This is a genomic window from Amedibacterium intestinale (assembly GCF_010537335.1).
Lineage (GTDB): Bacteria > Bacillota_I > Bacilli_A > Erysipelotrichales > Erysipelotrichaceae > Amedibacterium > Amedibacterium intestinale.
Genome location: NZ_AP019711.1, coordinates 495,348 through 519,224, shown reverse-complemented (window position 1 = coordinate 519,224; position 23,877 = coordinate 495,348). Strand labels below are relative to the sequence as shown.

The 23,877-nt window shown below is 36.7% G+C and carries 31 protein-coding genes; all 31 read right to left on the bottom strand.

Translation table 11 applies throughout. The annotated features are described in order from the left end of the window. Positions 1–39: 39 nt before the first annotated feature. Positions 40–414 (bottom strand): hypothetical protein, encoded by a 375-nt coding sequence (locus tag A9CBEGH2_RS02640; RefSeq protein ID WP_163104220.1) that lies wholly within the window; start codon positions 412–414, stop codon positions 40–42. Further along, the gene (locus tag A9CBEGH2_RS02635; RefSeq protein WP_163104219.1) at positions 407–1,021 is read right to left on the bottom strand and encodes a major tail protein; all 615 of its coding nucleotides are present in this window, start codon (positions 1,019–1,021) and stop codon (positions 407–409) included. The genes A9CBEGH2_RS02640 and A9CBEGH2_RS02635 overlap by 8 nt, the downstream gene beginning before the upstream one ends. A gap of 5 nt (positions 1,022–1,026) precedes the next feature. Further along, positions 1,027–1,344, bottom strand: coding sequence for a hypothetical protein (locus tag A9CBEGH2_RS02630; protein ID WP_163104218.1), 318 nt, complete (start codon positions 1,342–1,344; stop codon positions 1,027–1,029). Beyond that, positions 1,344–1,721, bottom strand: a complete 378-nt coding sequence (locus A9CBEGH2_RS02625) for an HK97 gp10 family phage protein (protein WP_163104217.1) — start codon at positions 1,719–1,721, stop codon at positions 1,344–1,346. Before A9CBEGH2_RS02625 ends, A9CBEGH2_RS02630 begins: the two co-directional genes overlap by 1 nt. Next, positions 1,705–2,052 (bottom strand): phage head closure protein, encoded by a 348-nt coding sequence (locus tag A9CBEGH2_RS02620; RefSeq protein ID WP_163104216.1) that lies wholly within the window; start codon positions 2,050–2,052, stop codon positions 1,705–1,707. Before A9CBEGH2_RS02620 ends, A9CBEGH2_RS02625 begins: the two co-directional genes overlap by 17 nt. After that, positions 2,052–2,324 carry a head-tail connector protein gene (locus A9CBEGH2_RS02615; RefSeq protein ID WP_163104215.1) on the bottom strand — a complete coding sequence of 91 codons (273 nt, stop codon included), beginning with the start codon at positions 2,322–2,324 and terminating at the stop codon, positions 2,052–2,054. Before A9CBEGH2_RS02615 ends, A9CBEGH2_RS02620 begins: the two co-directional genes overlap by 1 nt. A 63-nt stretch (positions 2,325–2,387) precedes the next feature. After that, the gene (locus tag A9CBEGH2_RS02610; RefSeq protein ID WP_163104214.1) at positions 2,388–3,560 is read right to left on the bottom strand and encodes a phage major capsid protein; all 1,173 of its coding nucleotides are present in this window, start codon (positions 3,558–3,560) and stop codon (positions 2,388–2,390) included. 13 nt (positions 3,561–3,573) lie between these two features. Next, positions 3,574–4,365 carry a head maturation protease, ClpP-related gene (locus tag A9CBEGH2_RS02605; protein WP_163104213.1) on the bottom strand — a complete coding sequence of 264 codons (792 nt, stop codon included), beginning with the start codon at positions 4,363–4,365 and terminating at the stop codon, positions 3,574–3,576. Beyond that, positions 4,283–5,626 carry a phage portal protein gene (locus tag A9CBEGH2_RS02600; protein WP_163104212.1) on the bottom strand — a complete coding sequence of 448 codons (1,344 nt, stop codon included), beginning with the start codon at positions 5,624–5,626 and terminating at the stop codon, positions 4,283–4,285. The genes A9CBEGH2_RS02605 and A9CBEGH2_RS02600 overlap by 83 nt, the downstream gene beginning before the upstream one ends. A gap of 32 nt (positions 5,627–5,658) precedes the next feature. Continuing rightward, on the bottom strand, positions 5,659–7,260 hold the full coding sequence (locus tag A9CBEGH2_RS02595) for a terminase large subunit (protein WP_178085852.1): 1,602 nt from the start codon (positions 7,258–7,260) through the stop codon (positions 5,659–5,661). Positions 7,261–7,375: 115 nt separating this feature from the next. Continuing rightward, entirely contained in the window at positions 7,376–7,618 is a 243-nt protein-coding gene (locus A9CBEGH2_RS02590) for a DUF7678 domain-containing protein (protein ID WP_163104211.1), read from the bottom strand. 106 nt (positions 7,619–7,724) lie between these two features. Further along, entirely contained in the window at positions 7,725–7,901 is a 177-nt protein-coding gene (locus A9CBEGH2_RS02585) for a DUF5049 domain-containing protein (protein ID WP_163104210.1), read from the bottom strand. A 4-nt stretch (positions 7,902–7,905) separates the two neighbouring features. Next, positions 7,906–8,130: a DUF4314 domain-containing protein gene (locus A9CBEGH2_RS02580; protein ID WP_132226156.1), complete on the bottom strand. Its 225-nt coding sequence runs from the start codon at positions 8,128–8,130 to the stop codon at positions 7,906–7,908. Then, positions 8,114–8,809 (bottom strand): virulence protein, encoded by a 696-nt coding sequence (locus tag A9CBEGH2_RS02575; protein WP_163104209.1) that lies wholly within the window; start codon positions 8,807–8,809, stop codon positions 8,114–8,116. The genes A9CBEGH2_RS02580 and A9CBEGH2_RS02575 overlap by 17 nt, the downstream gene beginning before the upstream one ends. A gap of 99 nt (positions 8,810–8,908) precedes the next feature. After that, a complete protein-coding gene (locus tag A9CBEGH2_RS02570; protein ID WP_163104208.1) occupies positions 8,909–10,411 on the bottom strand; it encodes a DNA cytosine methyltransferase in 1,503 nt (500 codons plus the stop codon). After that, a complete protein-coding gene (locus A9CBEGH2_RS02565; protein ID WP_163104207.1) occupies positions 10,404–11,681 on the bottom strand; it encodes a site-specific DNA-methyltransferase in 1,278 nt (425 codons plus the stop codon). The genes A9CBEGH2_RS02570 and A9CBEGH2_RS02565 overlap by 8 nt, the downstream gene beginning before the upstream one ends. An 11-nt stretch (positions 11,682–11,692) precedes the next feature. After that, positions 11,693–12,475, bottom strand: coding sequence for an S-adenosylmethionine synthetase N-terminal domain-containing protein (locus A9CBEGH2_RS02560; protein WP_163104206.1), 783 nt, complete (start codon positions 12,473–12,475; stop codon positions 11,693–11,695). 2 nt (positions 12,476–12,477) lie between these two features. Continuing rightward, positions 12,478–13,029 carry a P27 family phage terminase small subunit gene (locus A9CBEGH2_RS02555; protein ID WP_163104205.1) on the bottom strand — a complete coding sequence of 184 codons (552 nt, stop codon included), beginning with the start codon at positions 13,027–13,029 and terminating at the stop codon, positions 12,478–12,480. A 108-nt stretch (positions 13,030–13,137) separates the two neighbouring features. Further along, positions 13,138–13,524, bottom strand: coding sequence for an HNH endonuclease (locus tag A9CBEGH2_RS02550; protein ID WP_163104204.1), 387 nt, complete (start codon positions 13,522–13,524; stop codon positions 13,138–13,140). A 156-nt stretch (positions 13,525–13,680) separates the two neighbouring features. Further along, on the bottom strand, positions 13,681–14,115 hold the full coding sequence (locus tag A9CBEGH2_RS02545) for a hypothetical protein (protein WP_163104203.1): 435 nt from the start codon (positions 14,113–14,115) through the stop codon (positions 13,681–13,683). A gap of 53 nt (positions 14,116–14,168) precedes the next feature. Then, the gene (locus A9CBEGH2_RS02540; RefSeq protein WP_163104202.1) at positions 14,169–15,509 is read right to left on the bottom strand and encodes an SNF2-related protein; all 1,341 of its coding nucleotides are present in this window, start codon (positions 15,507–15,509) and stop codon (positions 14,169–14,171) included. Next, positions 15,490–15,771, bottom strand: coding sequence for a VRR-NUC domain-containing protein (locus A9CBEGH2_RS02535; RefSeq protein ID WP_132226147.1), 282 nt, complete (start codon positions 15,769–15,771; stop codon positions 15,490–15,492). Before A9CBEGH2_RS02535 ends, A9CBEGH2_RS02540 begins: the two co-directional genes overlap by 20 nt. Before the next feature lie 129 nt (positions 15,772–15,900). After that, the gene (locus A9CBEGH2_RS02530) at positions 15,901–18,141 is read right to left on the bottom strand and encodes a phage/plasmid primase, P4 family (protein WP_163104201.1); all 2,241 of its coding nucleotides are present in this window, start codon (positions 18,139–18,141) and stop codon (positions 15,901–15,903) included. After that, complete coding sequence (locus A9CBEGH2_RS02525; protein ID WP_163104200.1) at positions 18,141–18,485, bottom strand: DUF7768 domain-containing protein; 345 nt, start codon at positions 18,483–18,485, stop codon at positions 18,141–18,143. Before A9CBEGH2_RS02525 ends, A9CBEGH2_RS02530 begins: the two co-directional genes overlap by 1 nt. After that, positions 18,478–19,287 (bottom strand): phage antirepressor, encoded by an 810-nt coding sequence (locus A9CBEGH2_RS02520; RefSeq protein WP_163104199.1) that lies wholly within the window; start codon positions 19,285–19,287, stop codon positions 18,478–18,480. Before A9CBEGH2_RS02520 ends, A9CBEGH2_RS02525 begins: the two co-directional genes overlap by 8 nt. 91 nt (positions 19,288–19,378) lie before the next feature. Next, positions 19,379–21,361 (bottom strand): DNA polymerase, encoded by a 1,983-nt coding sequence (locus A9CBEGH2_RS02515; RefSeq protein WP_163104198.1) that lies wholly within the window; start codon positions 21,359–21,361, stop codon positions 19,379–19,381. Positions 21,362–21,419: 58 nt separating this feature from the next. Beyond that, on the bottom strand, positions 21,420–21,581 hold the full coding sequence (locus tag A9CBEGH2_RS12330; RefSeq protein WP_170291295.1) for a hypothetical protein: 162 nt from the start codon (positions 21,579–21,581) through the stop codon (positions 21,420–21,422). Between the two features lie 21 nt (positions 21,582–21,602). Further along, positions 21,603–22,166 (bottom strand): DUF2815 family protein, encoded by a 564-nt coding sequence (locus A9CBEGH2_RS02510; RefSeq protein WP_163104197.1) that lies wholly within the window; start codon positions 22,164–22,166, stop codon positions 21,603–21,605. Between the two features lie 15 nt (positions 22,167–22,181). Continuing rightward, a complete protein-coding gene (locus tag A9CBEGH2_RS02505) occupies positions 22,182–23,312 on the bottom strand; it encodes a DUF2800 domain-containing protein (protein ID WP_163104196.1) in 1,131 nt (376 codons plus the stop codon). Further along, positions 23,313–23,603: a hypothetical protein gene (locus tag A9CBEGH2_RS02500; protein ID WP_163104195.1), complete on the bottom strand. Its 291-nt coding sequence runs from the start codon at positions 23,601–23,603 to the stop codon at positions 23,313–23,315. Further along, positions 23,603–23,806 (bottom strand): hypothetical protein, encoded by a 204-nt coding sequence (locus A9CBEGH2_RS02495; RefSeq protein WP_163104194.1) that lies wholly within the window; start codon positions 23,804–23,806, stop codon positions 23,603–23,605. The genes A9CBEGH2_RS02500 and A9CBEGH2_RS02495 overlap by 1 nt, the downstream gene beginning before the upstream one ends. Positions 23,807–23,877: the final 71 nt, after the last annotated feature.

Sequence of the window (23,877 nt, the reverse complement as noted above, 5' to 3'; positions counted from 1 at the left end):
TTCCTATTTCCAAACTTCGCAAGAGGAATAGTGGGGTTGTCATTTCCCTGCTACTTTTTTTAAGTTTTTTTTAGAGTCAATATCAGTAATAAGGTTTGTTCCCCAAAGAGCGAGAATCTCCGGTAATACCTCATAGATTGAGAACATATCAAACTGGTCTAACCATTCATCAATATCTGCTGGAATTGTATGATCAGCATGATATGCCATGATGTAAGCCACATTTTCAAAAATCTCTAAATCATCAATCGCAAATTCTTCGCCCTCTGCCTGTGCTCCCTCATATGACTTTTCAAGTTTTGCCAAATCCTTAAAAATATCACGTTTGAACTTAGCACGATAAAGCCGAGGAATTGTAGCGGATGAGCGAAATGCTACTTCCTTACCACCAACATTAATTGTTTTCTTAAGCATTCTTAACACCTCCTGCTACTTTCCTACTTAACGCTTGAACGACTTCTTGAGCTTGAGGGATATATACTGATTTATACCACTCAGCGTAAGTAGACTCACTTGTAGAATCGCCTGTTCTACTTTTAACAAGACCATCTTCTCTTGGATCTGCTGTAAGTGATAATGTTTCCGTTCCCGGCTCAATCGTATCTTCCTTTGTTTCAGATTCAATAGATGGACGAGATGCCGTACAGTTATATAAAACATGACGAATGCATCTAACATCCCCATCAAACTCAAATAACAGTGCGAATTTTTCCATTTCCGCTACTGTAGCATTCTCAACAAGCACACCATTCTTATCAAGTTCCTCTTTTAAAATCTCTGTTCTAAACCATTCAGGAATAAGTGCCATTTCAAGATCACCACTGTATCCATTGTTTGATACACTTCTGAAATAAACAATTCCATCGGCATAAAACGGAGAAGTATCTCCTTCAGCATCTAAACTGATACTAACAGCACCCGGAATTGTTTTTGGTGTTTCATAAGTATATGTTCCATCCTCTGCTTTTGTAAGTTTTGCAGCGTGAACATTTTTAAGATTATATTTAATTTTATTACCCATAAATTTTAAGCCTCCATTTCAAATGAATATAGGACTTCAAATAACTTTTCACTATCAATCCATGTTTCGAGTTTATCGTAGTAAATACCAAACTTATCAAGCACAGATTCCACTTTCCTTTCTACCGACAAGTCCTTAAAATCAGTATAAAGTTCAATATTGATTTCATTTACTTTTAAATATGCTATTCCGTCAGCAGCAAAGTTATCTGTACCCGGTGTTAAATAGCATATAAAAGGTGGAGATGGACTTTCTCCCTCTGCAAAGTGATCATAAGCAAAAGGAATGTCTATCTCTTTTAAGATTTTTATAACTTCTTCCATCATCTACCTCCGAGTGCTTTATCGATTTCTTTTTCAAAAACCTCAATTGCTGACTCCTCTGCTTTCGCAATATGTGGTCTTGCAGATACTCTTCCACCACCTCGTTTAGCATGCCCATGCTCCAAAAGATGTGCAAGCTGATACCTATTCTTTGAATGAACTGTTACTTCTAGAGAGTTTGATGTTTCTTTAGTTTTCTTAACAGTCCATGACTTTGCATACTTACCAGTATCCTTAGGAGCTGATTCAGAGATATCTTTTCTCACTGAGTTACCAGCTTTTCTGACTGCTTTCTTTACATCATCCGTTGCTAAATCTGCATACTCTTTTAAACCTTCCATTATTTCTTTGGCTAGGTTATCAATCTTTGTTCCCATGGGCCCTCACTTTCTCGCATTTAAATTTCAGTAATTTCTTTTTAAAGTTCATATGGTTAATTGAAACGATGTTGTATGCCTCATTATCAAAAATGATTCTATTTTTAGTAGTTTCCATGTTTGATAGGATATTACAGTATCGAGTGGTAAAAGAAATATCTGAGTCTTCTACAAGAACTCCTGCAGAAAACTTCTCAGAACCACCCTCACCACTAACAGTTGCATAGCAAGAATAAATATCAGTCCAAACATTTCTGTGATTTCCGATATCATCAACTACTACTTCATTTTTCTGAAAAGTGATACGAACATTAAGTAATGCAATATCCATCAAAACTCACTCCTTCGTATTCCTTCAAGCAGGTTTCGAAGTGACAATGTTAGTGCATGATGGTCAGCATCTTCTCTATGTTCATACAAGTAAGCAACTGCATACATCACCGCAATCTTAGAAGATGGAATATCAGACAGTTCATCTACAGATAATCTTGCTATATCCGCACAGAGGTTTTCTCCTGTAGTAATAAATTCTTCGATTAATAAGTCATCATCATTAAAATCAACTCTTAGATAACCTTTCATTTCTTCTAAATCAACTATCACTATCATCACCTCATTTCAACAAATGTAGGCAGTGCCATCACATAACAACACTGCCTTAAATTATTATTCAGATTTCAACTTCAAAATCTTAACTGCTTCTGGAAGTACAAGCTTTCCATCGACTCTTTCTTTTGCTACATAACCAATCATTCCATTACCAGCAAACAATTCTCTAAGTTCTGCAAACGAACGAGAACCACGATCACCAATGTTGTAGTAACTGTAATCACCAAAAGCAATCGCATTTTCAGGTGCAAAAGAAGAAGTATGAACTGCATAACCAAGCACCCTGTCTGGTTCTCCTTCCCTATATGAAGGTTGCCAAATATATGCTCCATTGTTATCCTTTAACTTTCTAAGTGAAGCAAGAGTAGCATCGTTCATGATGAAAGACGCATTTTTACGATAAGGTCTCTTAAGTCCATATACCAAATCAATCAAATCATCTGACTTAATTGCTGCAGTTAATGTACTAACAACTTGACCACCGCCGGTTTCTGCGAAAATACCTAAAGGCTTTCCTGTACCATCGCCGTTTAAGAATGCATCTTCCTCGGCATTTGCAAGCGCCTTACCAAACTGCGTGATAATATAATTTTCAAGACCGAATGCATTATCATAAAGCAGCTCCTCAGTTACTTTGATTGCAACATGAAGCTTATACGCATCAAGATAAATCTGGTCGAAAGTCGCACCCCCAAAAGTAAGTGCCCCGCCTTCCTCAATCCATGCAGCCGCTGGTTTTGTAGCTGCAATATTAATCTTATGCTGACCGGAAGTAGTAATGGTTGTAGCAAGACCACGCATGATGTTTTCTCCTTCAAGCACCTCAATCAAACGCTTATCGTACTCTTCAGGTACTAAATAACCGCCATCGCCATCTACACCTTCTTGCAAGATATTGCTTACATTACGGAAGTTAGAACGCATAGCAGAAAGCATTGCATTTTTATATTCTTTTGACTTCACACCTGTCATTTTCTTGTCGTCCATTTCAGGCACATAAGGTTTTCCTGTAATTGGAGAATTCATAGGTTTACTAAGTTCATGATCTCTATCTAATGCACGTTGCTGGCGTTCGATAGACATCGTCAAATCTTCAATTTCTTTTTCCATTTTGTTATAGGTCATTGTATCTTCTTCAGATAAAACACCTTCTTTTTCATGGGTTTCAACAAAGTTCTTTGCTGTTTCCCATACCTTTGCTCTTTTCTCAATAAGTTCTTTAATAGTCATGATTTTTTCCTCCTTAAATAAATCGTTTCATGAAATTTAAACGTTCTTTGAGTTCACTAGCAGATGTTCCTTTTACTTCAAGAACTTTGATTTCTGCTTGTTTTGTTACATCTTCTTTTGACACCCCATAGTGTTTTTCTAATTTGTTTTGGAGTGTATTACTGATAGCAGTGCGTGAAAAAAGCATTGAATCTGTCATATTGTTTAGACCTTCAATGCTTTCTTTTTCTTGTTCAGTTTTTGTAATCATGTCATCAGCAAATCCAAGTTCAATGGCCATGTTTGCATCCATCCAAGTTTCTGCATCCATCAAATGACTTAACTTTGACCTAGATAAACCCGTTTTAATAACATAGGCATTGATAATTGATTCTTTAACTTCATCTAACATTGCCATCGCTTTTTGCATTTCAGCGTGATCACCAAATGCAAATGTAGCAGGATTGTGAATCATCATCATGGATACTGGTGACATAAGCACTTTATTCCCTGCCATCGCAATTACCGATGCTGCACTAGCTGCAATACCATCAATTTTTACTGTTACATTTCCTTTATAATCAGTAAGCATATTGTAGATTTGAGCAGCGGCTACACAATCTCCACCAGGTGAATTAATCCAAACGGTGATATCTCCACTTCCGGAATTTAACTCTTCCTTGAAAAGTTTGGGAGTAACATCATCATCGAACCATGACTCTTCAGCTATCGTGCCGTAAAGTTCAAGAATTCTCTCTGTTACTTCTTCGTTTTCTTGGTTTTGAATCTTTCGATTCTTGAAGTTCCAAAATTTCTTGTTCTTCATTTTCTTCCTCCTCTTCATTTAATGTTTTAGGATTATTTGCAAATATGCCGGCATCTTGAAGCTTGGTCATGTTGCCATTAATGAGATACAAATCACCGCCAAGTTCTGCTGGGATTCTATCGAGATTTTCTAGTTCTCTTATATCATTTGCTGACATCCATCCATTCTGTCTGGCTGTAGCATATCCGTTCATACGGCTTTGATAATCGCCGCGAAGTAATCCATCTACATTAAATTTAATAAAATATTCTTTCTTCTCATTATCGTTTAGTAAAGAACGACACATATTTTGCTCCCACCTTGAAACCCAAGGATCGAGTGTGTATTTAACAAACTCAAGAGATTGTTGCTCAATATTAGAAAAGCTCGACTTTTCAAGGTCACCGACCATATGAGGCGGGACTCTGAAAATTCGAGCAATCTCATCTATTTGAAATTTTCTTGTTTCTAAAAACTGTGCCTCATTTGGAGAAATAGAAATCGGTGTATACTTCATTCCTTCTTCAAGCACAGCAACCTTATGGGAGTTTGAACTTCCTCCAAAAGTCTGCGACCAACTATCTCTTACTTTCGATGGGTCTTTTAAAGTCCCCGGATGTTCAAGAACACCGGAGGGTGCTGCACCATTTGCATAGAACTTAGATCCATACTCTTCTGCAGCAATGGCAAGACCAATCGCATTTTTAGCCATTGCAATCGGAGAATAACCTACTAATCCATCAAATCCAAGTCCTGGAATATGCATTACTTCATCAGGTGATAGCTTAACTGATGAACCTTTATTTGTTGGCGCATCATCTTGACTTACCATATACTCATAATATAAAGCGCCATGTTCATCTCTATCGACTTTCATTCGATTTGGCATTAAGGGGTAGAGTGCAATAATCTCACCCTTACCATTTCTGATAATTTGAGCATAAGCATTGCCCCACAAAAGCAAGTGTGTCATGAGTGTTTCTCGAAACACAAAGCTTGTCATTTCCGGGTTTGGTTCATCATGAATAATTTTATATAAATTATGGTTGATTGCTTTCTCCTTTCCTCCACCATCGTTATATCTATAAAGATGAAGAGGTAAACCTGCTATCGCCTCTGAAAGAATCCTTACACACGCATAAACTGCAGTCATCTGCATAGCACTTCTTTCATTTACATTTTTCCCAGCGGTACTCGCTCCCATAAAAAACGAGTATGCACTACCACTAGTTCTGTTCTTAGGTGCATCTCTAGTTTTAAATAATCCAGAAAATATATTCATATAATTCCTCCATAAAAATTAGAAACTTGTAGTTAAAACACAAGTAAACCTCTTGTATCATAAACTGATTCAGATATTTCATTTCCACAGCGAATGGCTCTATCAAGTGCCATAATGGTTGCAATTGCACCATCAATTTTCTCTGTGGATTTTTCTTTATCGGCTTTAATGTTCCCTGCCGGATCTGTTCGAATATAAATGTTATCCATATTCCATCGAAGAACAGGATGACCATCATGAGCAACTTTTCTCTCAAGGATTAGTTTCATCAATTCTTTAGTAGGTGGGGACATATCTTTAAACCCTTGTCCGAATGGAACAACAGTAAATCCCATACCTTCTAGGTTTTGAACCATCTGAACAGCACCCCATCTATCGAATGCAATCTCACGAATGTTGTATTTATCTCCTAGCTCTTCAATAAACTTTTCAATGAAGCCATAATGTACAACATTTCCTTCCGTTGTTTGCAGATAACCTTTTTTCTCCCATAAATCATAAGGAACATGGTCTTTTCTAACACGGAGTTCTAGGGTATCTTCCGGAACCCAAAAATATGGAAGAATGATATATTTATCATCTTCGTCAGTTGGAGGGAAAACTAAAACAAAAGCAGTAATATCTGTTGTCGATGATAAGTCGAGTCCACCATAACAAACACGCCCAAGTAAATCATCATCTCTGATTTCTTCCTTGCACATATCCCATTTTTCCATTGGCATCCAGCGAATCGACTGTTTTACCCATTGATTAAGTCTTAACTGCCTGAAAGAATTCTCTTCTCCTGGATTCTGTTTTGCACTGTCACAAGCTGCCTTTACTTTTTCCATTGCTACTGTAATACCAAGTGATGGATTTGCTTTCTTCCACACTTTTGGATCTGTCCAATCCTCAGTTTCGTCAGCACCATAAATTACTGAATAGAATGTAGGGTCAACTTTTCTTCCTGCTGCGATATCAAGTGCTTTTTGATGTATCTCATAACAGATAGAATTTGTATCGTTTCCAGCTGTTGTAATAAGAAAATAAAGTGGCTGCATTCTTGCATCACCACTGCCTTGAGTCATTACATCGTAAAGTTTTCGATTTGGTTGAGTATGAAGTTCATCAAAGATAACCCCATGAGTATTAAAGCCATGCTTGTTTGCCACATCTGCAGAAAGCACTTGATAAGAACTGTTGGTTGGCTTATATATAATCTTCTTCTGTGATTCGAGAATTTTTACTCTCTTCATCAGTGCGGGAGAAAATTTCACCATATCAACCGCTACATCAAATACAATTTTTGCCTGATTTCTGTCTGCTGCACATCCGTATACTTCTGCTCGTTCTTCTCCATCACCACATAAAAGAAGAAGCGCTACGGCAGCTGCAAGTTCTGATTTTCCTTGTTTCTTAGGAATCTCAATATACGCAGTATTAAACTGCCTATATCCATTAGGTTTCAAAACTCCAAAGAGGTCTCTTATAATTTGTTCTTGCCAATCTATAAGTTCAAATTTCTTTCCTGCCCATGTTCCTTTTGTATGACATAATTCCTCGATAAAACTGACTGCAAAATCAGCCATGTTTTCATCATAATGTGAGGTATCAGCCATAAACTTGGTAGGAATATACTTTTTAAGTTTTCTCAAGTTATGAAACACCTCCTTCTAACAATAAAAAAAGCCACTCATCGGTGACATCCATTCATAACGAGATACAGAGCCTTTTGGCTCCATACTCGGCAATTTTCAATTGCTTTCGTTTTTAGTTGTATTCCTTCATTAAAATCGCAAGTGCAAATTCTGCTTCTTCACAAGTTGGTTTGATATCCCAACCCCTATCGTAATTGGCAATTTCTTCTCCATCCATTCGAAGAGTTAACTTTGAAATCTTGCCTCCATCAATTCCATAATCTTCGCTAGGTTCTTCATAATGTTTCACCCAATATCTAACGCTTTTGTATTTTCCATTTTCAGTTGGAATTCCGATTGTTCCTTCACTCCACATAATTTTGTACCTCCTATTCTTTCCTTTTGGTACTACTATATATCACTCTAAAAGTACATAATAGCAAGTCATTTCTCGAAAGAAAGTGTGTGTTTTTTGATAACTTTTAGTCATCTCCATAAAGGATAAAATGCACATATTCTTCTTTGTTTTCCTCGATGAAGTTTACTAACTCATAGAAGTCATTTTCATACGCCAGTCTTTGAACCATGTAAATATCAAACATATTTGTAAGACCCGTATCTCTTATGTGAAGTATCTGCTCCTTTATCTTTTGATCCATAGTTCTAACCCTCAATCTTTCTACAGGAGTCTTCACCATAAACAACATTCAAACCACATCCGTTATCCCAGGTAACCATAATGCTTGCCGTATCATCAACACCAATAACTGTACCTTTTGTTCCAATCGGTGGTGCTTGGATGTCATCCATCTTGGTAAGTTCAACCCTCGTTCCTATTGGATACTGTTTTCTTACCATCTCAACAATTTCTTTACTTGGAAATCTCATCTGTATTGCCCTCCTTTTTTGCACCGTCTTTAAACGCTGAAGAACCACTTAAGTTTTTAAGTAAAACTTTTCTGTCTGCTTTATATTCATCTCCAATGAATCCTAATCGCAAAAGGAAACATCTAAATGCATACTTTTCATTGATTACTGCTTTTTCTGTGGCATTGATGCGTTTTTGTTTCATCGTCATTTTACATAATGCCTCGATGAATTTGGTGTAGGAGATTGCCTCATCCGGATTGATTTTTTCAAACCAAGGAAATCTCACTTCATATGCACCTATCTCATATTCAAAATGCTCCAGTCCTAAAGCTTTCTGAATTAAACCTCCCTTTGCATCAAGCAAGGCATCTAACTTATCGATGTTCACTTCATTCTTAGGAACTGCAACTGTAAGCCCCACATTTTCGCTGTGTGGGTCTTTTTCTGTTTCTACGATTTCTTCATTGGGCTCTGGGATAAAGCCTCTTTTTGCAAGTTCCTCAAGCAAATGTTTAATCTCTTCAGAATCAGCTCTGCCATCAAATTCTAAGTTACCAACTTTGTCGATTGTAAAGTAATCAACTTCATAACTCATACTCGGCATACCCTTGTATTTTGGTTTTACACCAAGGATTTCACCAATTGCTGTAACGAATTCTTTTCGTTCACTTCCTGTTTTATCAAATTTGATGTTCATCATGTGTACCTCCTTTTCTTGGTACTACATATATCACTCTAAAAAGAATAAATAGCAAGTTAATTCACACAATAATGTGTACAAATAATAAAGGAAAAATCACTCTTCTAATTGTGTAGCCCATACGATTCCGGATAAGACAAATACTACATTTGGAAGAGCCACACCATTGCCCCACATCTTATATTCTGCAGAATCACTATGAGGATTTTTAAGCCATTTTATAATTTGATTATCTGATTTTGGTTTTGTACTTTTACCAATCACTAATCGATGTGTTTCAAATACTTCTCTCCAAAAACGAATATCTTCATCCGTTGGATTTTCAGTTTCAAGTTCACTGCACCACCAATCAGGGAAGCCTTGCAGTCTTGCACATTCTGTAGGAGTAAGTCTTCTAACGATATATTGAGGTTCATTGACAATTGGAGGATCTTTATAGTCGGTAGCTACTAGTGTATTTGCTTTTTCTTTCTCTGCTGAAGTAAAAAAAGATGCCTTAGAAGAACTATATACAGGATGAGCAACACCACTAGCACCGGCTGCCACAATGGTAGGTTCAACTTCTTCTTCAACTTGGAAACTGAACTTTGCATTATATCCTTGATTCATAGCAGGTCTGCCAATACCATAGGAAACTACTGCAACACCACCTTGATTTCTATCAGGAGTAGTTCCTCCGGTATCAAGAGTTCGAGATACATCCGTTTCATATACATTAGCACGAGCATTCTTTGTTCCTTCCGAAGTTAATCTCACATCAAAGCTTTTCACATTCGAAACAACGAAAGGCTGATTATTTCCGCCTGTACCATAAGTTGAAAGTACAGTTGGTGCTATTTCTTCTAATTCTTTGAACCTAGTATCTTGGCCATGATTTTCAAACACTACGCTATTGCTTGCATCTTCAATGCTTGTTCTAGTACCACAGGTAGTGTCTTTCCACGAAGAGATGCTCTTCGAAGAATACCCAGACAAGCCTTCTGACTCAAATAATATTTTTCCTGCACTGAAACCTCCAAAATCTGCGACAAGGTAGATACGTCTTCTTCTTTGGGGTACTCCCCAAAATTGAGCATCAAACACTCGCCAAGCGACTGAGAAATCATCTCCCATGATTTTTCCTGCATTGCTCCACTTTGTAGGTTTAGGCACTGACAATAATCCATCTTTGATTTTGCAGATTTCTTCAATGACTGCTTTGAAGTCATCTCCTTTGTTGGAACTAAATGCTCCTGGCACGTTTTCCCAAACGATAAATCTTGGATATTTTCCATTTGTTTTACACCTCATTTCTTTAATGATTCGTATTGCCTCATAGAAAAGGCTAGAGCGAGAACCTCCTAAGCCATCTCTTTTTCCTGCAATACTCATATCCTGGCAAGGACTACCAAATGTGATAATATCAACCGGTTCTATTTCTCCACCATTCATTTTAGAAATGTCACCATAGTGTTTTACAAACGGCATTCTTTTTGTTGTGACTCGAATAGGAAAAGGCTCAATCTCCGATGCCCACAATGGGGTAATTCCGGAAATCAAGCCTCCTAATGGAAATCCACCTGAACCATCAAATAAACTTCCTAGTGTTAATTTATTCATTTTTCTCATCACCATCCTCAACTTCTTTTACTAAAGCAGAGTATGGAATCTTCTCACCATTTCTAATAACAAAGACATCATCACTATTACCTGTATCTTCCACATATCTTCTAAGGATGACTGATGCATATTTCTCATCAAGTTCCATCGTATAGCAAATACGATTTGTTTTTTCACAGGTCATCAAAGTAGAACCACTGCCACCGAATGTATCAATAACGATTGCATTTTCCTGACTTGAATTTCCAATAGGATAAGCAAGCAAATCTAACGGCTTAGAAGTTGGATGATTTTGATTTTTCTTTGGCTTATCAAAATTCCATATTGTAGTTTGACTTCTTCCTGCGTTCTTGCTCCAGTAGTGTTTTCCATTTTGAAGAAAGCCATAAAGCACCGGTTCGTGCTGCCACTGATAATCAGAACGTCCTAAGACAAGTGAGTTTTTTACCCAAATGCAACATCCGGACAAATGAAATCCGGCATCAATGAATGCTTTTCTAAAATTAAGTCCTTCAGTATCTGCATGGAACACATATGCAGCACCGCCTTTTTCCAAATGGTTTGCCATATTTTTAAATGCAGAAAGCAAAAATTCATAAAAGTTATCACTTTTCATTTTGTCATTTTTAATCGAAAGACCATCTGAACTTTCAAATGCTACATTGTATGGTGGATCGGTTAAAACAAGATTTGCTTTCTTTCCATCCATTAGAGTAGATACATCTTCTTCGCTTGTAGCATCACCACACATAAGTCTGTGTCTTCCAACAGTCCAAACATCTCCTCGTTTGACAAATGCTGCTTTTTCCAATGCCTCAGATAAATCATAATCATCATCCTCCACATCAGTAGTATCATCATTTCCAAATAACTCAGCTAAGTCATTTTCATCAAATCCGGTTAAGGCAATATTAAAATCCTCACCTTGTAAAGATTCAATCTCAATACGAAGTAATTCTTCATCCCAACCTGCATCCATCGCCATTCGGTTATCTGCCAAGATGTATGCTTTCTTTTGTGCTTCAGTTAAATAATCAACAAACACACATGGTACTTCTTTGATTCCTTCCTCTTTTGCAGCGATGATTCTTCCATGACCTGCAATAACATTTAATTCTCTATCAATGATAACCGGATTGATAAAACCAAACTCACGAAGAGAAGAACGAAGTTTCATTACTTGTTCGGCAGAGTGGGTTCTTGCATTATTGACATAAGGAATAAGCTTTGAAACTTCAACAAGTTTCATTTCTGTTGTTGTTTTACCCATATAGCCACCTCCTAAAAAAGACCCCATTCTGCAAATTTCTCAAACCCTCCAACAGAGTGAATATACTCTCTTGCGATTTCAACGATTTCACTATACGGTTTTCCATCAATCGTATCATCACCAATTGCACAAACAAGATTCACAGTTTTTCCTGTTTCTTGTGCTTTTAAGAATGCATATATATTTACAGATACATCTGCTTTTGATAAATCCTTACCATGAAGTCCTCCACCTGTAACTGAATCTCCCATATCAGAACCAAGTTTTCTATTGGTAGCACCTGTATCAACATCAGTTCCACCAGTCCAATCACCAAGAGGATTGATTTGAGCATTTGGATATGTAGATTTTAAATCTGTAGTTTTTGCATTACTTTGACAAATAATAAGTCTATCGCCATTAAGAATGTACTTTCCATCATATGGATATGCATCGTAGATTTCATTTGCAATAACGGATAGCATTTTTTGTTCAGATGTTAAAGGTACACCTTTGAAGATTCCATTATCTCCACACTTGATTTTCTCTTCTTGATTCTTAGCAAGATGTGTATCTTGAGGAACAATCACAATATCGGGAGTAACATTCCCAGCAATACGAGTGATTACATCTTCAATATCTTTTTCATCAAGAACAGCTGATGTTTCAATAATCGCATGGCACATACCATGTCCGATTAACACTTCAACTGCAATCTTTGGATTATCTTCTTTTGCATAAGCTAAATCGACAATTGCTCCTGCAATTCTATCTGCGATTTTATCTGGATGTTTTGGATTTACTTTTTCAATCATATTTATCTTCCTTCCCTTGCTCTTAATAAGCGTTCCATCAAATCATTTTGTGGTGCAGCATCATCATAATCGGTGCTGCAGTTTTCTTTTACAATCTGAAATATTTCATTCCATAACCTTACAGCTTGGTTCATATAGTTAATGCCAATGTTAATAAATGGAGATGGTATAGGTTTGCCTGTTGTTGGATGCTTGGAAAGAAAACCTAATTTATTAGTCATCTCTTCGCACTGGATCCAACGAGCAGAACACATCGCATATCTCTCTAATAACTGAGGGGATACTTTTGATGCACATCCTATCTTTTTAAGCCACTGCCACGTTTCTTCATAAATATCTGATGCTTGAAGTTCTTCTCCGTCTCTTTGTTTTGCAGACAAGAAATCATGTGGCTTTGGCATCTCCACGCCTTCAACATCTGGTATATCTAAAATTTCTAATTTTCTACCTCCGGGATTTCCACTGTTCGCTTTATCTTTTACAGCCGATTTCTTGCGACCTGCACCCGGTCTTGCACCACCACGGCCGCCTATATTATTTGATTTTGTAGGCACGTCTCGTCATCCTCCTTTAATTACCCTTTTGAATACGCTTTTTTTACACAGAAGATCCCACGCCGTTCCACGGTGATCTCATTTGTAGAGATTTTAACCGCCCCTGGATCATTCATCATATTTGTAAATTCTATTTTTTTTACCGTTTTGATAATCTCCACGTTCTCCGTGTATTTTTGCGTGGCATGATTTACAAAGAGAAATGAGATTACTTCTATCATGTGTTCCACCTTCAGCAAGTGGTAACTTATGATGAACTTCATCTACCGGAACAATGATTCCATTCTTAAAACACAATTCACAAAACGGATGCTCTTTAACATAGCTGTCACGGATTCGTTTCCATGCTCTTCCATACCTACGGCGTACAGCTTTATCTCTGCCATACTTCTCGTAAGAATGGTTCATTTCTTTTTCATGCTCCGTGCAGTATCTTCCTTCGGTTAAATTAGGACAACCGGGATAGCCGCATGGTTTCTTCGGTTTTCTTGGCAAGTTCGCACCTCCTTTTTTAGTTGTTTTCATTGTGTAGTTGTGTACTACTAAAACAACTACACAATAAGAAAAGCCCTTGAAGGATTGCTCCAACAAAGGCTCTTTGCTTTTTTATATATTTTTCTACAATACCATTTTACTACTTTCGTTTAGGAACTAACAGTGGTCTGAGGGTGAACTAGGGTGGCTTCTTTCAAAATGTTCTAAAGCTCTGGCATGAACACGCTTAATCCATCTATGTGAGTAGTTCATTTCTCTTGCAATGTCCCCAATTTTCATAAGTTTAGAATATCGATACCTAAGTACTAATTCTTCGATTGGATCTTCCATACCATCAATTGCTACATCTACTTCATGTTTTAAATACTCTAGCTTTGCGTAATCATTTATGAGTTCTTCTTCTAGAACATTTATTTTTTCAAGATACCTTTCAAAGGGTGCTTTAGTATTTCTTGTAGCTGCATAATGAGGTTCAAAACTTGGTGATGCCGGACAACTTGCAAGTTCTCGATAGCACTGTATTCTCTTCTCTTTTATTTTAATTAGCCTTTGTAGTTCGAATGGTTGATTTAAAAATTCTTTTGTCGTCATATGTGACACCTCCGATTTTTCTTTCCCTCGGATTGTCAATTTTTGTCTTTGATTTACAATTTTGCTTTTACTGCATCAATTAAACTACTTTGAGTTTTATCTTTTCGTTTTAATGCTTTCACTATATCTTCATCAATCGTTCCTTTAGTAATGATATGATGAATAACAACTGTATTCTTTTGACCTTGTCTATAAAGTCTTGCATTGGTTTGCTGATAAAGTTCTAAGCTCCAAGTAAGACCAAACCAAACAAGTGTAGAACCTCCACTTTGAAGATTAAGTCCATGACCTGCACTTGCCGGATGAATAACTGCTACAAGAATTTTTCCATCATTCCAATCCTTTATATCATCAGAAGTTTTAATTTCACGAACATCAAACCTTTCTTTTATTCGCTCAAGATCATGTTTAAACCAATAAGCAACAAGTAGAGGTTTACCATTTGCACTTTCAATCAAATCCTCAAGTGCATCTAATTTCCTATCATGGATTGTTACAAATTCATTATCTTCAAAATAAATTGCACCATTTGCCATTTGTGACAGCTTATTTGAAAGTGATGCTGCATTGGCTACAGTTATTTCACCATCAGGGATAGAAAGTACAAGTTCCTTTTTCAAGGTTGTATAGTTTTTCTTTTCCTTTTCTGACATTTTCACCACTGTTTCACATTCAATTAGTTCAGGCATTTTTAAATGGTCAGTAGCTTTCATTGAAATTGTTATGTCAGATATTTTTTCATAAATAATCTTTTCTGCAGAAGGAAGAGGCTTATAGCTATAAACAATAGGACCATTCATTTTATCAGGTGTAAAGTATGCATTTCGATACTGTCCTATAAATCTTCCAAGTCTTACTCCCATATCTAAGATTTTGAATTCTGCAAACAGATCCATAAGTCCATTACTTGATGGCGTACCCGTAAGTCCCACGATTCTTTTTACTTTTGGTCTGACTTTCATCAACGCTTTAAATCTTTTAGCTTGATGATTCTTAAAGGAACTCAGTTCATCGATCACCACCATGTCATACTCAAAGGATTGTCCACTCTTTTCTATCAGCCACTGCAGATTTTCACGGTTGATCATTGTGATATCCGCTTTTTGTCCCAATGCTGCAATTCTTTCTTTTTCTGTTCCAACTGCAATCGCAAAGGTAAGATTAGAAAGATGATCCCACTTTTCAATTTCATCCGACCATGTTGTCCTTGCTACTCGAAGAGGTGCGACTACTAAGATGCGATGAACATCAAAGTAATCAAACAGCAGATTGTTAAGTGCAGTCAGCGTGATGCTTGTTTTTCCAAGTCCCATATCAAGTAGTAATGCTGCTATTGAATTTCTTTCGATAAAGTTGGTTGCATATTTCTGATAACTATGTGGCTCGTATTTCATCAATAATACCTCCAATTTGCTCTATCCCATCAATGACATAAACTCGAAAGCCAAGCCCCATCAATAATTTATGCCTAGCTACTTGCAAAGGTCTCGGTTTTTTATTTGGTGCTTTAAGTTCCACAAAAGCAAACTTGCCTTTTGGTAGAAGAACAATTCTATCCGGCATTCCTGAAAAACCAGGAGATACGAATTTAGGACAAATACCACCATGCTTTTTTACAGTATCAACAAGTTTTTGTTCTATTTCTTTTTCTCGCATAAATACCTCCAAAATCTATAATGGTGGAGGTCGATGAAGTCGTTTCTAAAACTTTATATAGAGTGATTTTTTACTAAAAATTCTGCCCTAAAGGGGTTTTATATAATAGACCTCCACGACCTCCACCTTCTAATCTAAAAAGTCCGATTTCAAACGAATTCCAAGCACAAAATTGCATCCTTTCGTTTTCTTTCTTTTAAATCCTGCATTTTCAATTCCTGTATAAAAATCAGTGGTACTTCTTGTATACTCTCCGGTTCTTGCACAATAAGAACGATACTCTTGATAGAACTCTCCCGATTTTTGCTGATAAGAATCATCTACTTCACAACATTCTTCAATAAAACTAGAAAGCCAGTCATTGTTTTCACGGTATTTATTGATGGCATCCTCAACAACCTTAGGATTTTTAATCTTGAAGTTATTTTTGATAGCCTTTTGTGCTCCATCAATAATCCATGAAAGAACTGCACCACCTGCGTTTTCATAAAGATAATCAGCATAATTTTTCTTATCTCCACTACCAGTAATTTTTGCATTAAAAGGAATGACAATCAGTCTACGCCAAGTACCATCATCATTTGCACCTACCTTTGGAAGATGGTTTGTATATAAAACTAGCGTGTGAGTTGGCACATATTTAAATGGATCCTTATATTTCTTTTCTGCAGATACCTCATCTGTAGAACATAGCTGTTTAACGATTGATGTATTAAGACGCATTCCTTCTTCAAGCTCAGCTGCCACAACTAATCGCTTACCTTTAAGTTCTGCCATTTCCGGTCTGACATTTCTTTTACAACCAACAGTCAATGCATCTGCTGAAATTGCACCGCTGTATGTTCCAAGAACTCGTGCGATGGTATTCCAAAACGTACTTTTACCATTACTTCCTTCTCCATAAGCAATTACAAGAGCCTCAACATAAACTTTTCCAATTGCAGAAAGACCTACGATTTGTTGTACATAATCAATAAGTTCCTTATCTTTACAGAAAAAATTTTCTAAAGCATTAAGCCATAAATTCATGCCTAAATCATTTGGAGAAATTGCTGTCACTTTCGTGATAAAATCTTCCGCTTGATGTTCTTTACTACTTCCATTTCTTAAATCATAAGTACCATCAGGAGTATTTAGCAGAAACTCCTGAACATCAAAATCTGTAATTTCCTTAAGTAGCATGGGCTTAGCGGCTTGCAATGCAGAAGTTACGTATTTCATATCTCTTCTTTTCATAACGAACGCATTATATTTCAATGCCATCATAAATTCCTTGAATGCTTTTTCACTATTTTCATCAATTGCTTTTTCAAGCGTTTTTCCTCCTGCCATAATGATTTCCTTATCTATGCCGGCATCAAGAAGTGATTTCTTAGCTTTTTCTACCGCTGCCAATGACTCGTTTAATTGTTTATCCAAAAACTCCTCGCAAGCACCAACAGCAAGTTGCTTTGATTCAGACCAATGCGTACCATCATATCTTAAATAATCAGTCGAGTCTGTATAAGCAAGTTCGCCTTTATATTCACGAGCGAGTACCTTAGCTTGTCCAATATCTGAATAATCATCTGGTTTTAAGCTGTATCCTTTTTCAAAATCTTCTGGAGCAATATATCCTTCTTGTGCTTGCACCTTTTTACCAAATTTAATTGCACTGCTCCAAATCAAAGAGAGTTCATTATATTCTAAAGGTGGATTACATAGTTTAGCTTTTTCAAGATAGATTTCATGTGCTTTATCCGTATTCCCATACCTTTTAATCAAGCGTCCGGCAATATGGCTCATAGTGCTGTTACGAGAACCCTCGCCGATACTTTGAGTAGCATTATCAAACTCTTCAAAATCCAACTCATCTAAAAAATCCACAATCGACCTAGTTCCTTCATGCCAAATAATATCTGTTGGCGTATGACCAAAAATAAACCTTGCGGCATCAAGTGCATTATCATCAAAGAAAGTCATAACTTCCTGTAATCTCTCTTTGATACCTGCACATTCTTCAGCTACAGTAATTGGCTCATGTGGAAAGTAGATATGATGTCTTGGTCTTGCTGATTTATTACCTTTATCCTTACCATCGTTCCTACTTGGAACTACGATATAACTGACATTAGGAAATAAATCTTCATACATTTCTGGATAAATCCAATCTTTAGAATCATCACTATGGTCGTTATCACAATCCATAACCTCTATATCAGAGGAAATGAAATCATCAACACTTCGATGGCAATTCTTAAACTCAGCACATACATGATCTCTAGCAATGGCGGCAAGCATATCGTCCTTATTACTGATTTCAGATTTGTTAGGATAAAGAGAATTCGCTGGATTACCGACACAATTTGCTGTATAAATAGTAAATTTCATTATGCTTGCTCCTCCATTTCTTCAGAAAAATATCTAATTTTCATTTTTCTTCTTTTAGCAATATCAATTTCTCTTTGCATTCCATCAGAGAATTCTTTGCCAAATACCCATAGTTCTCTGCATTTACCTAAAAGTACATAGTTAATCGTATGAACGGCTAAGTATCTCTCATTTGGATCATCATCATTCATAAACTGTGGGTATAAAAGGTGGGGAGCAATAGGAATTGTCATGTTATCAAGTGCAAATCTGCAGTACTTACGAGCATTTTCTACATTTGTTTTTATATCCCCACGATACTTACTACAGATGTAAACAAGCGGTCTATATTCCTTATTAGTCATTCTCCTGCACCTCTTTTTCTATCATCGGTAAGATGCCATCCTTTTTAAGTAAGTCGTAGATAAACAAACGACCTTTTTGTGTCCAATAGGTATGTGGTTTGGAATGAGTGCTTCCGTCTGAACCTCCATAAGTATGTGTTTTCGTTGATGTAAGTCCCATTTCTGCATACTCTTTGTACAAAAGCCAAATTTTCTTACCTTGTTTAAACTGAATCCCTTTTTCGTGAAGATATTGATTCATATAATTGGCAGTCCAACCATAGTCTTTAGCAATTACAGAAATAGCAACTAAATCCTTACAGTTCAAAACTACATCATAGTAACTAGCCTTAGGCTTCATTTCTACAATTTGCTGATTCTGAATAGCAATTGTTTCTTGAAGCAGCCTTGCATTTTCTCTTTCTTCTTTTAGCTGAGTAAGAGCAGCAATAAGCATATCGGGATTATTAAGTAATTTGTCTACTGCATAAGTTCCGTATTTACGAATACTAGGCAATACTTCCGATGTTACCCATCTCTTAAACTTTTTTGCACTTGGCATCTTGCTTGAAAGAATTAAACTGTAAAGACCACTTTCGTTTATAACCGTCAATCCTCTATTTGGAATTTCTAAGGTCGCGTTTTCCGACCTTTGGATTACAGTTCTGTCTTTCTCATCTACATGAGTCGCAATTGCATCTTTGGTATTGCTGTAACCAAGAATCTCTGCTACGTCCTTTCCTACAAAATATGGCTCTCCATTTATTGTTACTGCGCGGATAGAACCAAACTCCGCATTTGTAAATTTTCGCAATTCGTTCATTAGAATTACCTCCTGTTATTTTTTCGAGGACTATTCCTCTAAATAACAGGCAAAGAAAAATGGCAGGATTTTACCCCTGCCAGTCATTTATTTAATCTTTTTTATAAAATTCTGTTTCATATCCATCTGCACGAAGTAAAATACCGGAAATCCAAGGTGGGGTTCTTCCCATTTGCTTACAAATAGCATCAAGAGAGACATTCTTACTACATTCAATAATTAATTCATCATGGACATGACCTACGATAAAACAATGAGATAAAGTTCTGATGGCATACATTAATATATCTCTGCTAATTGCTTGTACGATATTTTCTACAAACTTCGGCCCGTAACTTTCGATTCTTTCCCATTTCTTAGTTCCACCTACACCTTCATAAGTGACAGATTCACTCCCGAACTGATTTACTCCCATCTTAGGTTTTACATAGGAAAGTCTTCTGTCACTTGGAAGTTCAATAAAAAGCATTCCGCTTTTATAGAAAAAACTGATATTTCCAATTTTCGATGGTGTTCTTTCAATTACTGCTTTCTTTACAGCACGATCGACATCCCACCAAAATTTAACAATATTAGGATTTGCCTCTCGCCACATATTCACAAGTGGTTGTAATTCTTCTTCAGAAAGTCCCATATCAAGAGCACCCATAGCTTTTAAGGCTCCTACTGAACCACCATAGCCAAGTGCTAATTCTGCGATTTTACCTTTTTGTCTTAAATGAGCATTTTGACCATGCTTTTCTACCGTAACGCCAAACATCTGACTTGCCGATGCGCAGTAGATGTCACCACCATTTGCAAAGACCTCTGCTCGCCATTTTTCTCCTGCAAGGTGTGATAACACTCTAGCTTCAATAGCAGAAAAATCAGATACAATAAATTTCATACCTTTTCTTGGTACGAAGGCGGTGCGAATAAGTTGCGATAAAGTATCCGGTATATCATCGTAAAGCATATTCATAGCATCATAATTTCCATCCTTTACAAGCCTTCGTGCCTCTGCTAAATCTGACATATGATTTTGAGGAAGATTCTGTAATTGAATAAGTCTACCAGCCCATCTTCCACTTCGATTTGCACCATAAAACATGAACATTCCTCTTGCTCTTCCATCTCTGCATACAGCATTTTCCATTGCCCTATATTTCTTAACTGAGGATTTTGAAAGTTTCTGTCTTAACTCAAGCACAGTCTTAAGTGGTTCTTTCGCTGTTTTTAATACTGCTGCAACTTCCTTTTTACCAAGACTATCCATCTCTAATCCGTTATTTGAAAGCCACTCTTTCATTTGCATAACTGAGTTAGGATTTTCTAGAGCTGTTAGTTCTTGCATTTTATGTGACAGTACCGCTTTAGACTTTTCATCAAAAGCAATAGCATTCTTTACCATATCTAAATCAAGAGCAATTCCTCTATCATTGATTTCCTGATCAAGATGATATTCTTCCCAAATGAAATCCGGTACTGGGAATTTAGAAAGTTTTTCTTGTATAGCCATTTCTACCTCAACATCTCTTTTGTTATATTTCTTAAATAACTCCCACTTTGCTTTATCGTGAATTGGTAGATTTCTAGTTCTACCACCATTCACTTTCGTAGCTTTACAAGGAACACAGAAATATCGGATGAGCTCCTTCCCTTCTGTCATCTTTTGTTCTGATAATCCTAATACTGCACCAGCTCCTGCAAGTGATAAAGGAAGTCCCATATATGCAGACCAAATCATAGAACATTTCCAAGATACAGGACTAAGATAATCACCAACTGTATCTTCCAAAATGCTATATGATGTAAATTCATTCTCATAAAATCTTCGTAAATATTTGGATAAACAAACTCTTTCAAAATTGGCATTGAAAGCCCATTTAGTAACATCTTCATCAGTTAATGCTTTTATAATCTCTAGAGGTATTTCTTCTCCTTGAGCCAAATCAACCACTATTACTTCACCACCATCAGCCGAATATGCAAATAATAAAATCTCAAAGTTTTCTGACTCCACATACTTATAGACACCGCATTTCTGCAAATCAACATCTGAGTATGTTTCGATATCGATACTGATATTTTTCATTTCTTGCCACCTTCCTAAAAAGTAAGACGATAAGATTTCTCCTACCGCCAAACCTACATTATTTCAAACTTTTCATACGTTCTTCATGATACTCAATTTCTCTTTTTTCTCGTCTTCTATCAAAGATAAAACTTTGAATGCTATCGATTAACAAAGTAACACTTAAACTAGTCCAAGCTAAAATACATACAAATAAAATGATTGTCTCTAAAAATTCCATATTTTTCACCTAAACCCTTTCTTAAGATAAGAAATCATCATCTACGTCTGTCGCAAAATCATCCTCAGCACGTGATTTACCACCAAGTGGTTCTCCATCTCTAATCTTTTGTAAGTTATTAAGACCACAAGCAATACCTTTATTCCCGTTAGAATTAAATGCGTAAAGGCTGATTGATGCACGTCCATAAACACCACTATAGACTTCACTGCGGTCAATGATTGTATTTCTATCAACATCTACAATGCCAGGTGCTGATGGAGAGTTAGCATTGATGAAATAGCTATTTGCATATGCTTCATCGTCTGGTCTTTCAAGGTCTCCGTCACGAAGAGGAGTCTTAATTGCAGAAAGTGCAGGAACACTTCTACCATTGCCTTTAAGTTTTGATTGACCTTCTTCATAAGCTGCCTTAATTGCAGCATTGATTTTATCCACTGTTGTCTTATCTGATTTTGGAATGATAAGGCTGACACTATACTTTGGAGCACCACCATTGATTGATTTTGGCTCCCAGACATTTGCATAGCTCCATCTTGTGTTAGGTCCTGTAATTACTTTCATTGGGTTATTAAATTTTGACATATTCTTTTCCTCCTATTAGTCATTAAAATCTTCTTTTGCTGTTTTGATTTCCGGACGTTTATCACTTTCCGGAACAAGTGTTGGTTTGCCTTCTGGCTTGTAAACCAAATCACCTAGTAATTCATTAAATTTCTTCTTACCAAGAAGTGTAGTCATAGCTGTTATTCCTAGTAACTTCTTCTCATATGGGTCTTTTCCTATACTCGTTACAGTTTCTGCCACTTTATCTTCATCGGTATACTTGCGAACACTGCGACCTTCAACTACTTTAAATCCGTCATAGTGAACACCACTCATTGCCCTTTGAAGTGCATACTCTTTAACATCAGTTGCCCATGACACAAGTTCATCTACTTTTGAAAGAACAATTGAAATCTCGGCATCTTCTAATGTTACAGGCATCTCAAAATCATACTTTGCAAGTTCCATGTTTTGTTCCATGCGTTTCCTACAAGTTGCTTTGACCTTACAAAATCTACAATGATCTCCTGCCATAAATTCACCTTCGCCATCAAAGGCTAATTTTGCTCTTGGTACTAGAACTGTATCTGCCCAAGTGTAGAGATTATCTTTTTTCATAACGAATGTACTGATGTTTTCTCTTCTTGGTTGGAAGATAGTCATTGAAACATTATCAATGTCATAAATTCCATCGTACAAATTCAATGCACCTAATGCGTAACACATCATTTGAGGGTTATGGTCAGCTAATACTTCTACACCTTGACCATGCTTATAATCAATTACATGAAGAGTTCCATCTCCAATAATTACGCAGTCGCCAGTTCCAAATCCGTTAGGAACATAATTTGAAAAATCAAGTTTCTCTTCAATAAGAATAACTGGGTCTTTACAAGTTTTCTGTGTTTCTTGATTTACAGATAAGCAAAAGTTTTTGTACTCTTCTGCACATCGTTCCATTTCTTCGTCATAGAAACTAAGGTTCTCTGTAGGGTCAGTGCTTTCCATACCAATTGCAATCTTTAATTTGTATTCGCAAAGAGCATGGGCTTCAGTACCTTGCTTTGCATATTCACTATTTGTTTCACAATTTACTTTTTCTGCCTCTGCATTAAGTTTTGCTGATGGCGGACAGTTAATCCAACGGTGGCTAGATGATGCAGACAATAATGCATGTGCTGCCATTTACATCACCTCCACTTTTTGCAAGAGTTCTTCATACTTTAATGGATCCACATCTGAAAGTTTTTCTACACCAAATTCGGTAAGAATTGCTTTAATTTCAGCTGTATGACCTTCTCTTGATTTAGCAGCAAGAACTCCTCGCACTTCTTCAAATGTAAAATCCTTTTTTGTTGTTTGTTTTTCTTCATCTGAAGAAAATAGCTGTGAAAGACTATCTGCAATACCAATAAGCATTTTGCCACATTGTTTTAACTGTTTAACCTGTGATGCTAACTCACTTGATTTACTCATCAGATATTTCCTCCTTCCTTTAGTTCTTTGACATCAACGGACTCAACCGTCTGTCCCGGAGCAAGCAAATACACTTGTGTAAAGTCACCAAATAAGAATCGTGCAATTCTTGAGGGTAAACGCATATCTGCCGCTCGTAGGACTTTGGCTTTCTTTCCGTTTGGGTCTGAAACATTGATTGTGATTTTGTGTTTCATTGCCATTTTCCTTACCTCACTTTCTGTAAGGTGTTGTTCCTTACGAATAACAGGCAAAGATAATAGATCAATTTTTA

What these genes read in the sequence shown, in the direction of transcription:
- A9CBEGH2_RS02640 (WP_163104220.1), bottom strand. Translation starts at nt 414, where the DNA reads ATGCTTAAGAAAACAATTAATGTTGGTGGTAAGGAAGTAGCATTTCGC.
- A9CBEGH2_RS02635 (WP_163104219.1), bottom strand. Translation starts at nt 1,021, where the DNA reads ATGGGTAATAAAATTAAATATAATCTTAAAAATGTTCACGCTGCAAAA.
- A9CBEGH2_RS02630 (WP_163104218.1), bottom strand. Translation starts at nt 1,344, where the DNA reads ATGGAAGAAGTTATAAAAATCTTAAAAGAGATAGACATTCCTTTTGCT.
- A9CBEGH2_RS02625 (WP_163104217.1), bottom strand. Translation starts at nt 1,721, where the DNA reads ATGGGAACAAAGATTGATAACCTAGCCAAAGAAATAATGGAAGGTTTA.
- A9CBEGH2_RS02620 (WP_163104216.1), bottom strand. Translation starts at nt 2,052, where the DNA reads ATGGATATTGCATTACTTAATGTTCGTATCACTTTTCAGAAAAATGAA.
- A9CBEGH2_RS02610 (WP_163104214.1), bottom strand. Translation starts at nt 3,560, where the DNA reads ATGACTATTAAAGAACTTATTGAGAAAAGAGCAAAGGTATGGGAAACA.
- A9CBEGH2_RS02605 (WP_163104213.1), bottom strand. Translation starts at nt 4,365, where the DNA reads ATGAAGAACAAGAAATTTTGGAACTTCAAGAATCGAAAGATTCAAAAC.
- A9CBEGH2_RS02600 (WP_163104212.1), bottom strand. Translation starts at nt 5,626, where the DNA reads ATGAATATATTTTCTGGATTATTTAAAACTAGAGATGCACCTAAGAAC.
- A9CBEGH2_RS02590 (WP_163104211.1), bottom strand. Translation starts at nt 7,618, where the DNA reads ATGTGGAGTGAAGGAACAATCGGAATTCCAACTGAAAATGGAAAATAC.
- A9CBEGH2_RS02585 (WP_163104210.1), bottom strand. Translation starts at nt 7,901, where the DNA reads ATGGATCAAAAGATAAAGGAGCAGATACTTCACATAAGAGATACGGGT.
- A9CBEGH2_RS02580 (WP_132226156.1), bottom strand. Translation starts at nt 8,130, where the DNA reads ATGAGATTTCCAAGTAAAGAAATTGTTGAGATGGTAAGAAAACAGTAT.
- A9CBEGH2_RS02575 (WP_163104209.1), bottom strand. Translation starts at nt 8,809, where the DNA reads ATGAACATCAAATTTGATAAAACAGGAAGTGAACGAAAAGAATTCGTT.
- A9CBEGH2_RS02570 (WP_163104208.1), bottom strand. Translation starts at nt 10,411, where the DNA reads ATGAATAAATTAACACTAGGAAGTTTATTTGATGGTTCAGGTGGATTT.
- A9CBEGH2_RS02565 (WP_163104207.1), bottom strand. Translation starts at nt 11,681, where the DNA reads ATGGGTAAAACAACAACAGAAATGAAACTTGTTGAAGTTTCAAAGCTT.
- A9CBEGH2_RS02560 (WP_163104206.1), bottom strand. Translation starts at nt 12,475, where the DNA reads ATGATTGAAAAAGTAAATCCAAAACATCCAGATAAAATCGCAGATAGA.
- A9CBEGH2_RS02545 (WP_163104203.1), bottom strand. Translation starts at nt 14,115, where the DNA reads ATGACGACAAAAGAATTTTTAAATCAACCATTCGAACTACAAAGGCTA.
- A9CBEGH2_RS02540 (WP_163104202.1), bottom strand. Translation starts at nt 15,509, where the DNA reads ATGAAATACGAGCCACATAGTTATCAGAAATATGCAACCAACTTTATC.
- A9CBEGH2_RS02535 (WP_132226147.1), bottom strand. Translation starts at nt 15,771, where the DNA reads ATGCGAGAAAAAGAAATAGAACAAAAACTTGTTGATACTGTAAAAAAG.
- A9CBEGH2_RS02530 (WP_163104201.1), bottom strand. Translation starts at nt 18,141, where the DNA reads ATGAAATTTACTATTTATACAGCAAATTGTGTCGGTAATCCAGCGAAT.
- A9CBEGH2_RS02525 (WP_163104200.1), bottom strand. Translation starts at nt 18,485, where the DNA reads ATGACTAATAAGGAATATAGACCGCTTGTTTACATCTGTAGTAAGTAT.
- A9CBEGH2_RS02520 (WP_163104199.1), bottom strand. Translation starts at nt 19,287, where the DNA reads ATGAACGAATTGCGAAAATTTACAAATGCGGAGTTTGGTTCTATCCGC.
- A9CBEGH2_RS02515 (WP_163104198.1), bottom strand. Translation starts at nt 21,361, where the DNA reads ATGAAAAATATCAGTATCGATATCGAAACATACTCAGATGTTGATTTG.
- A9CBEGH2_RS12330 (WP_170291295.1), bottom strand. Translation starts at nt 21,581, where the DNA reads ATGGAATTTTTAGAGACAATCATTTTATTTGTATGTATTTTAGCTTGG.
- A9CBEGH2_RS02510 (WP_163104197.1), bottom strand. Translation starts at nt 22,166, where the DNA reads ATGTCAAAATTTAATAACCCAATGAAAGTAATTACAGGACCTAACACA.
- A9CBEGH2_RS02505 (WP_163104196.1), bottom strand. Translation starts at nt 23,312, where the DNA reads ATGGCAGCACATGCATTATTGTCTGCATCATCTAGCCACCGTTGGATT.
- A9CBEGH2_RS02500 (WP_163104195.1), bottom strand. Translation starts at nt 23,603, where the DNA reads ATGAGTAAATCAAGTGAGTTAGCATCACAGGTTAAACAGTTAAAACAA.
- A9CBEGH2_RS02495 (WP_163104194.1), bottom strand. Translation starts at nt 23,806, where the DNA reads ATGGCAATGAAACACAAAATCACAATCAATGTTTCAGACCCAAACGGA.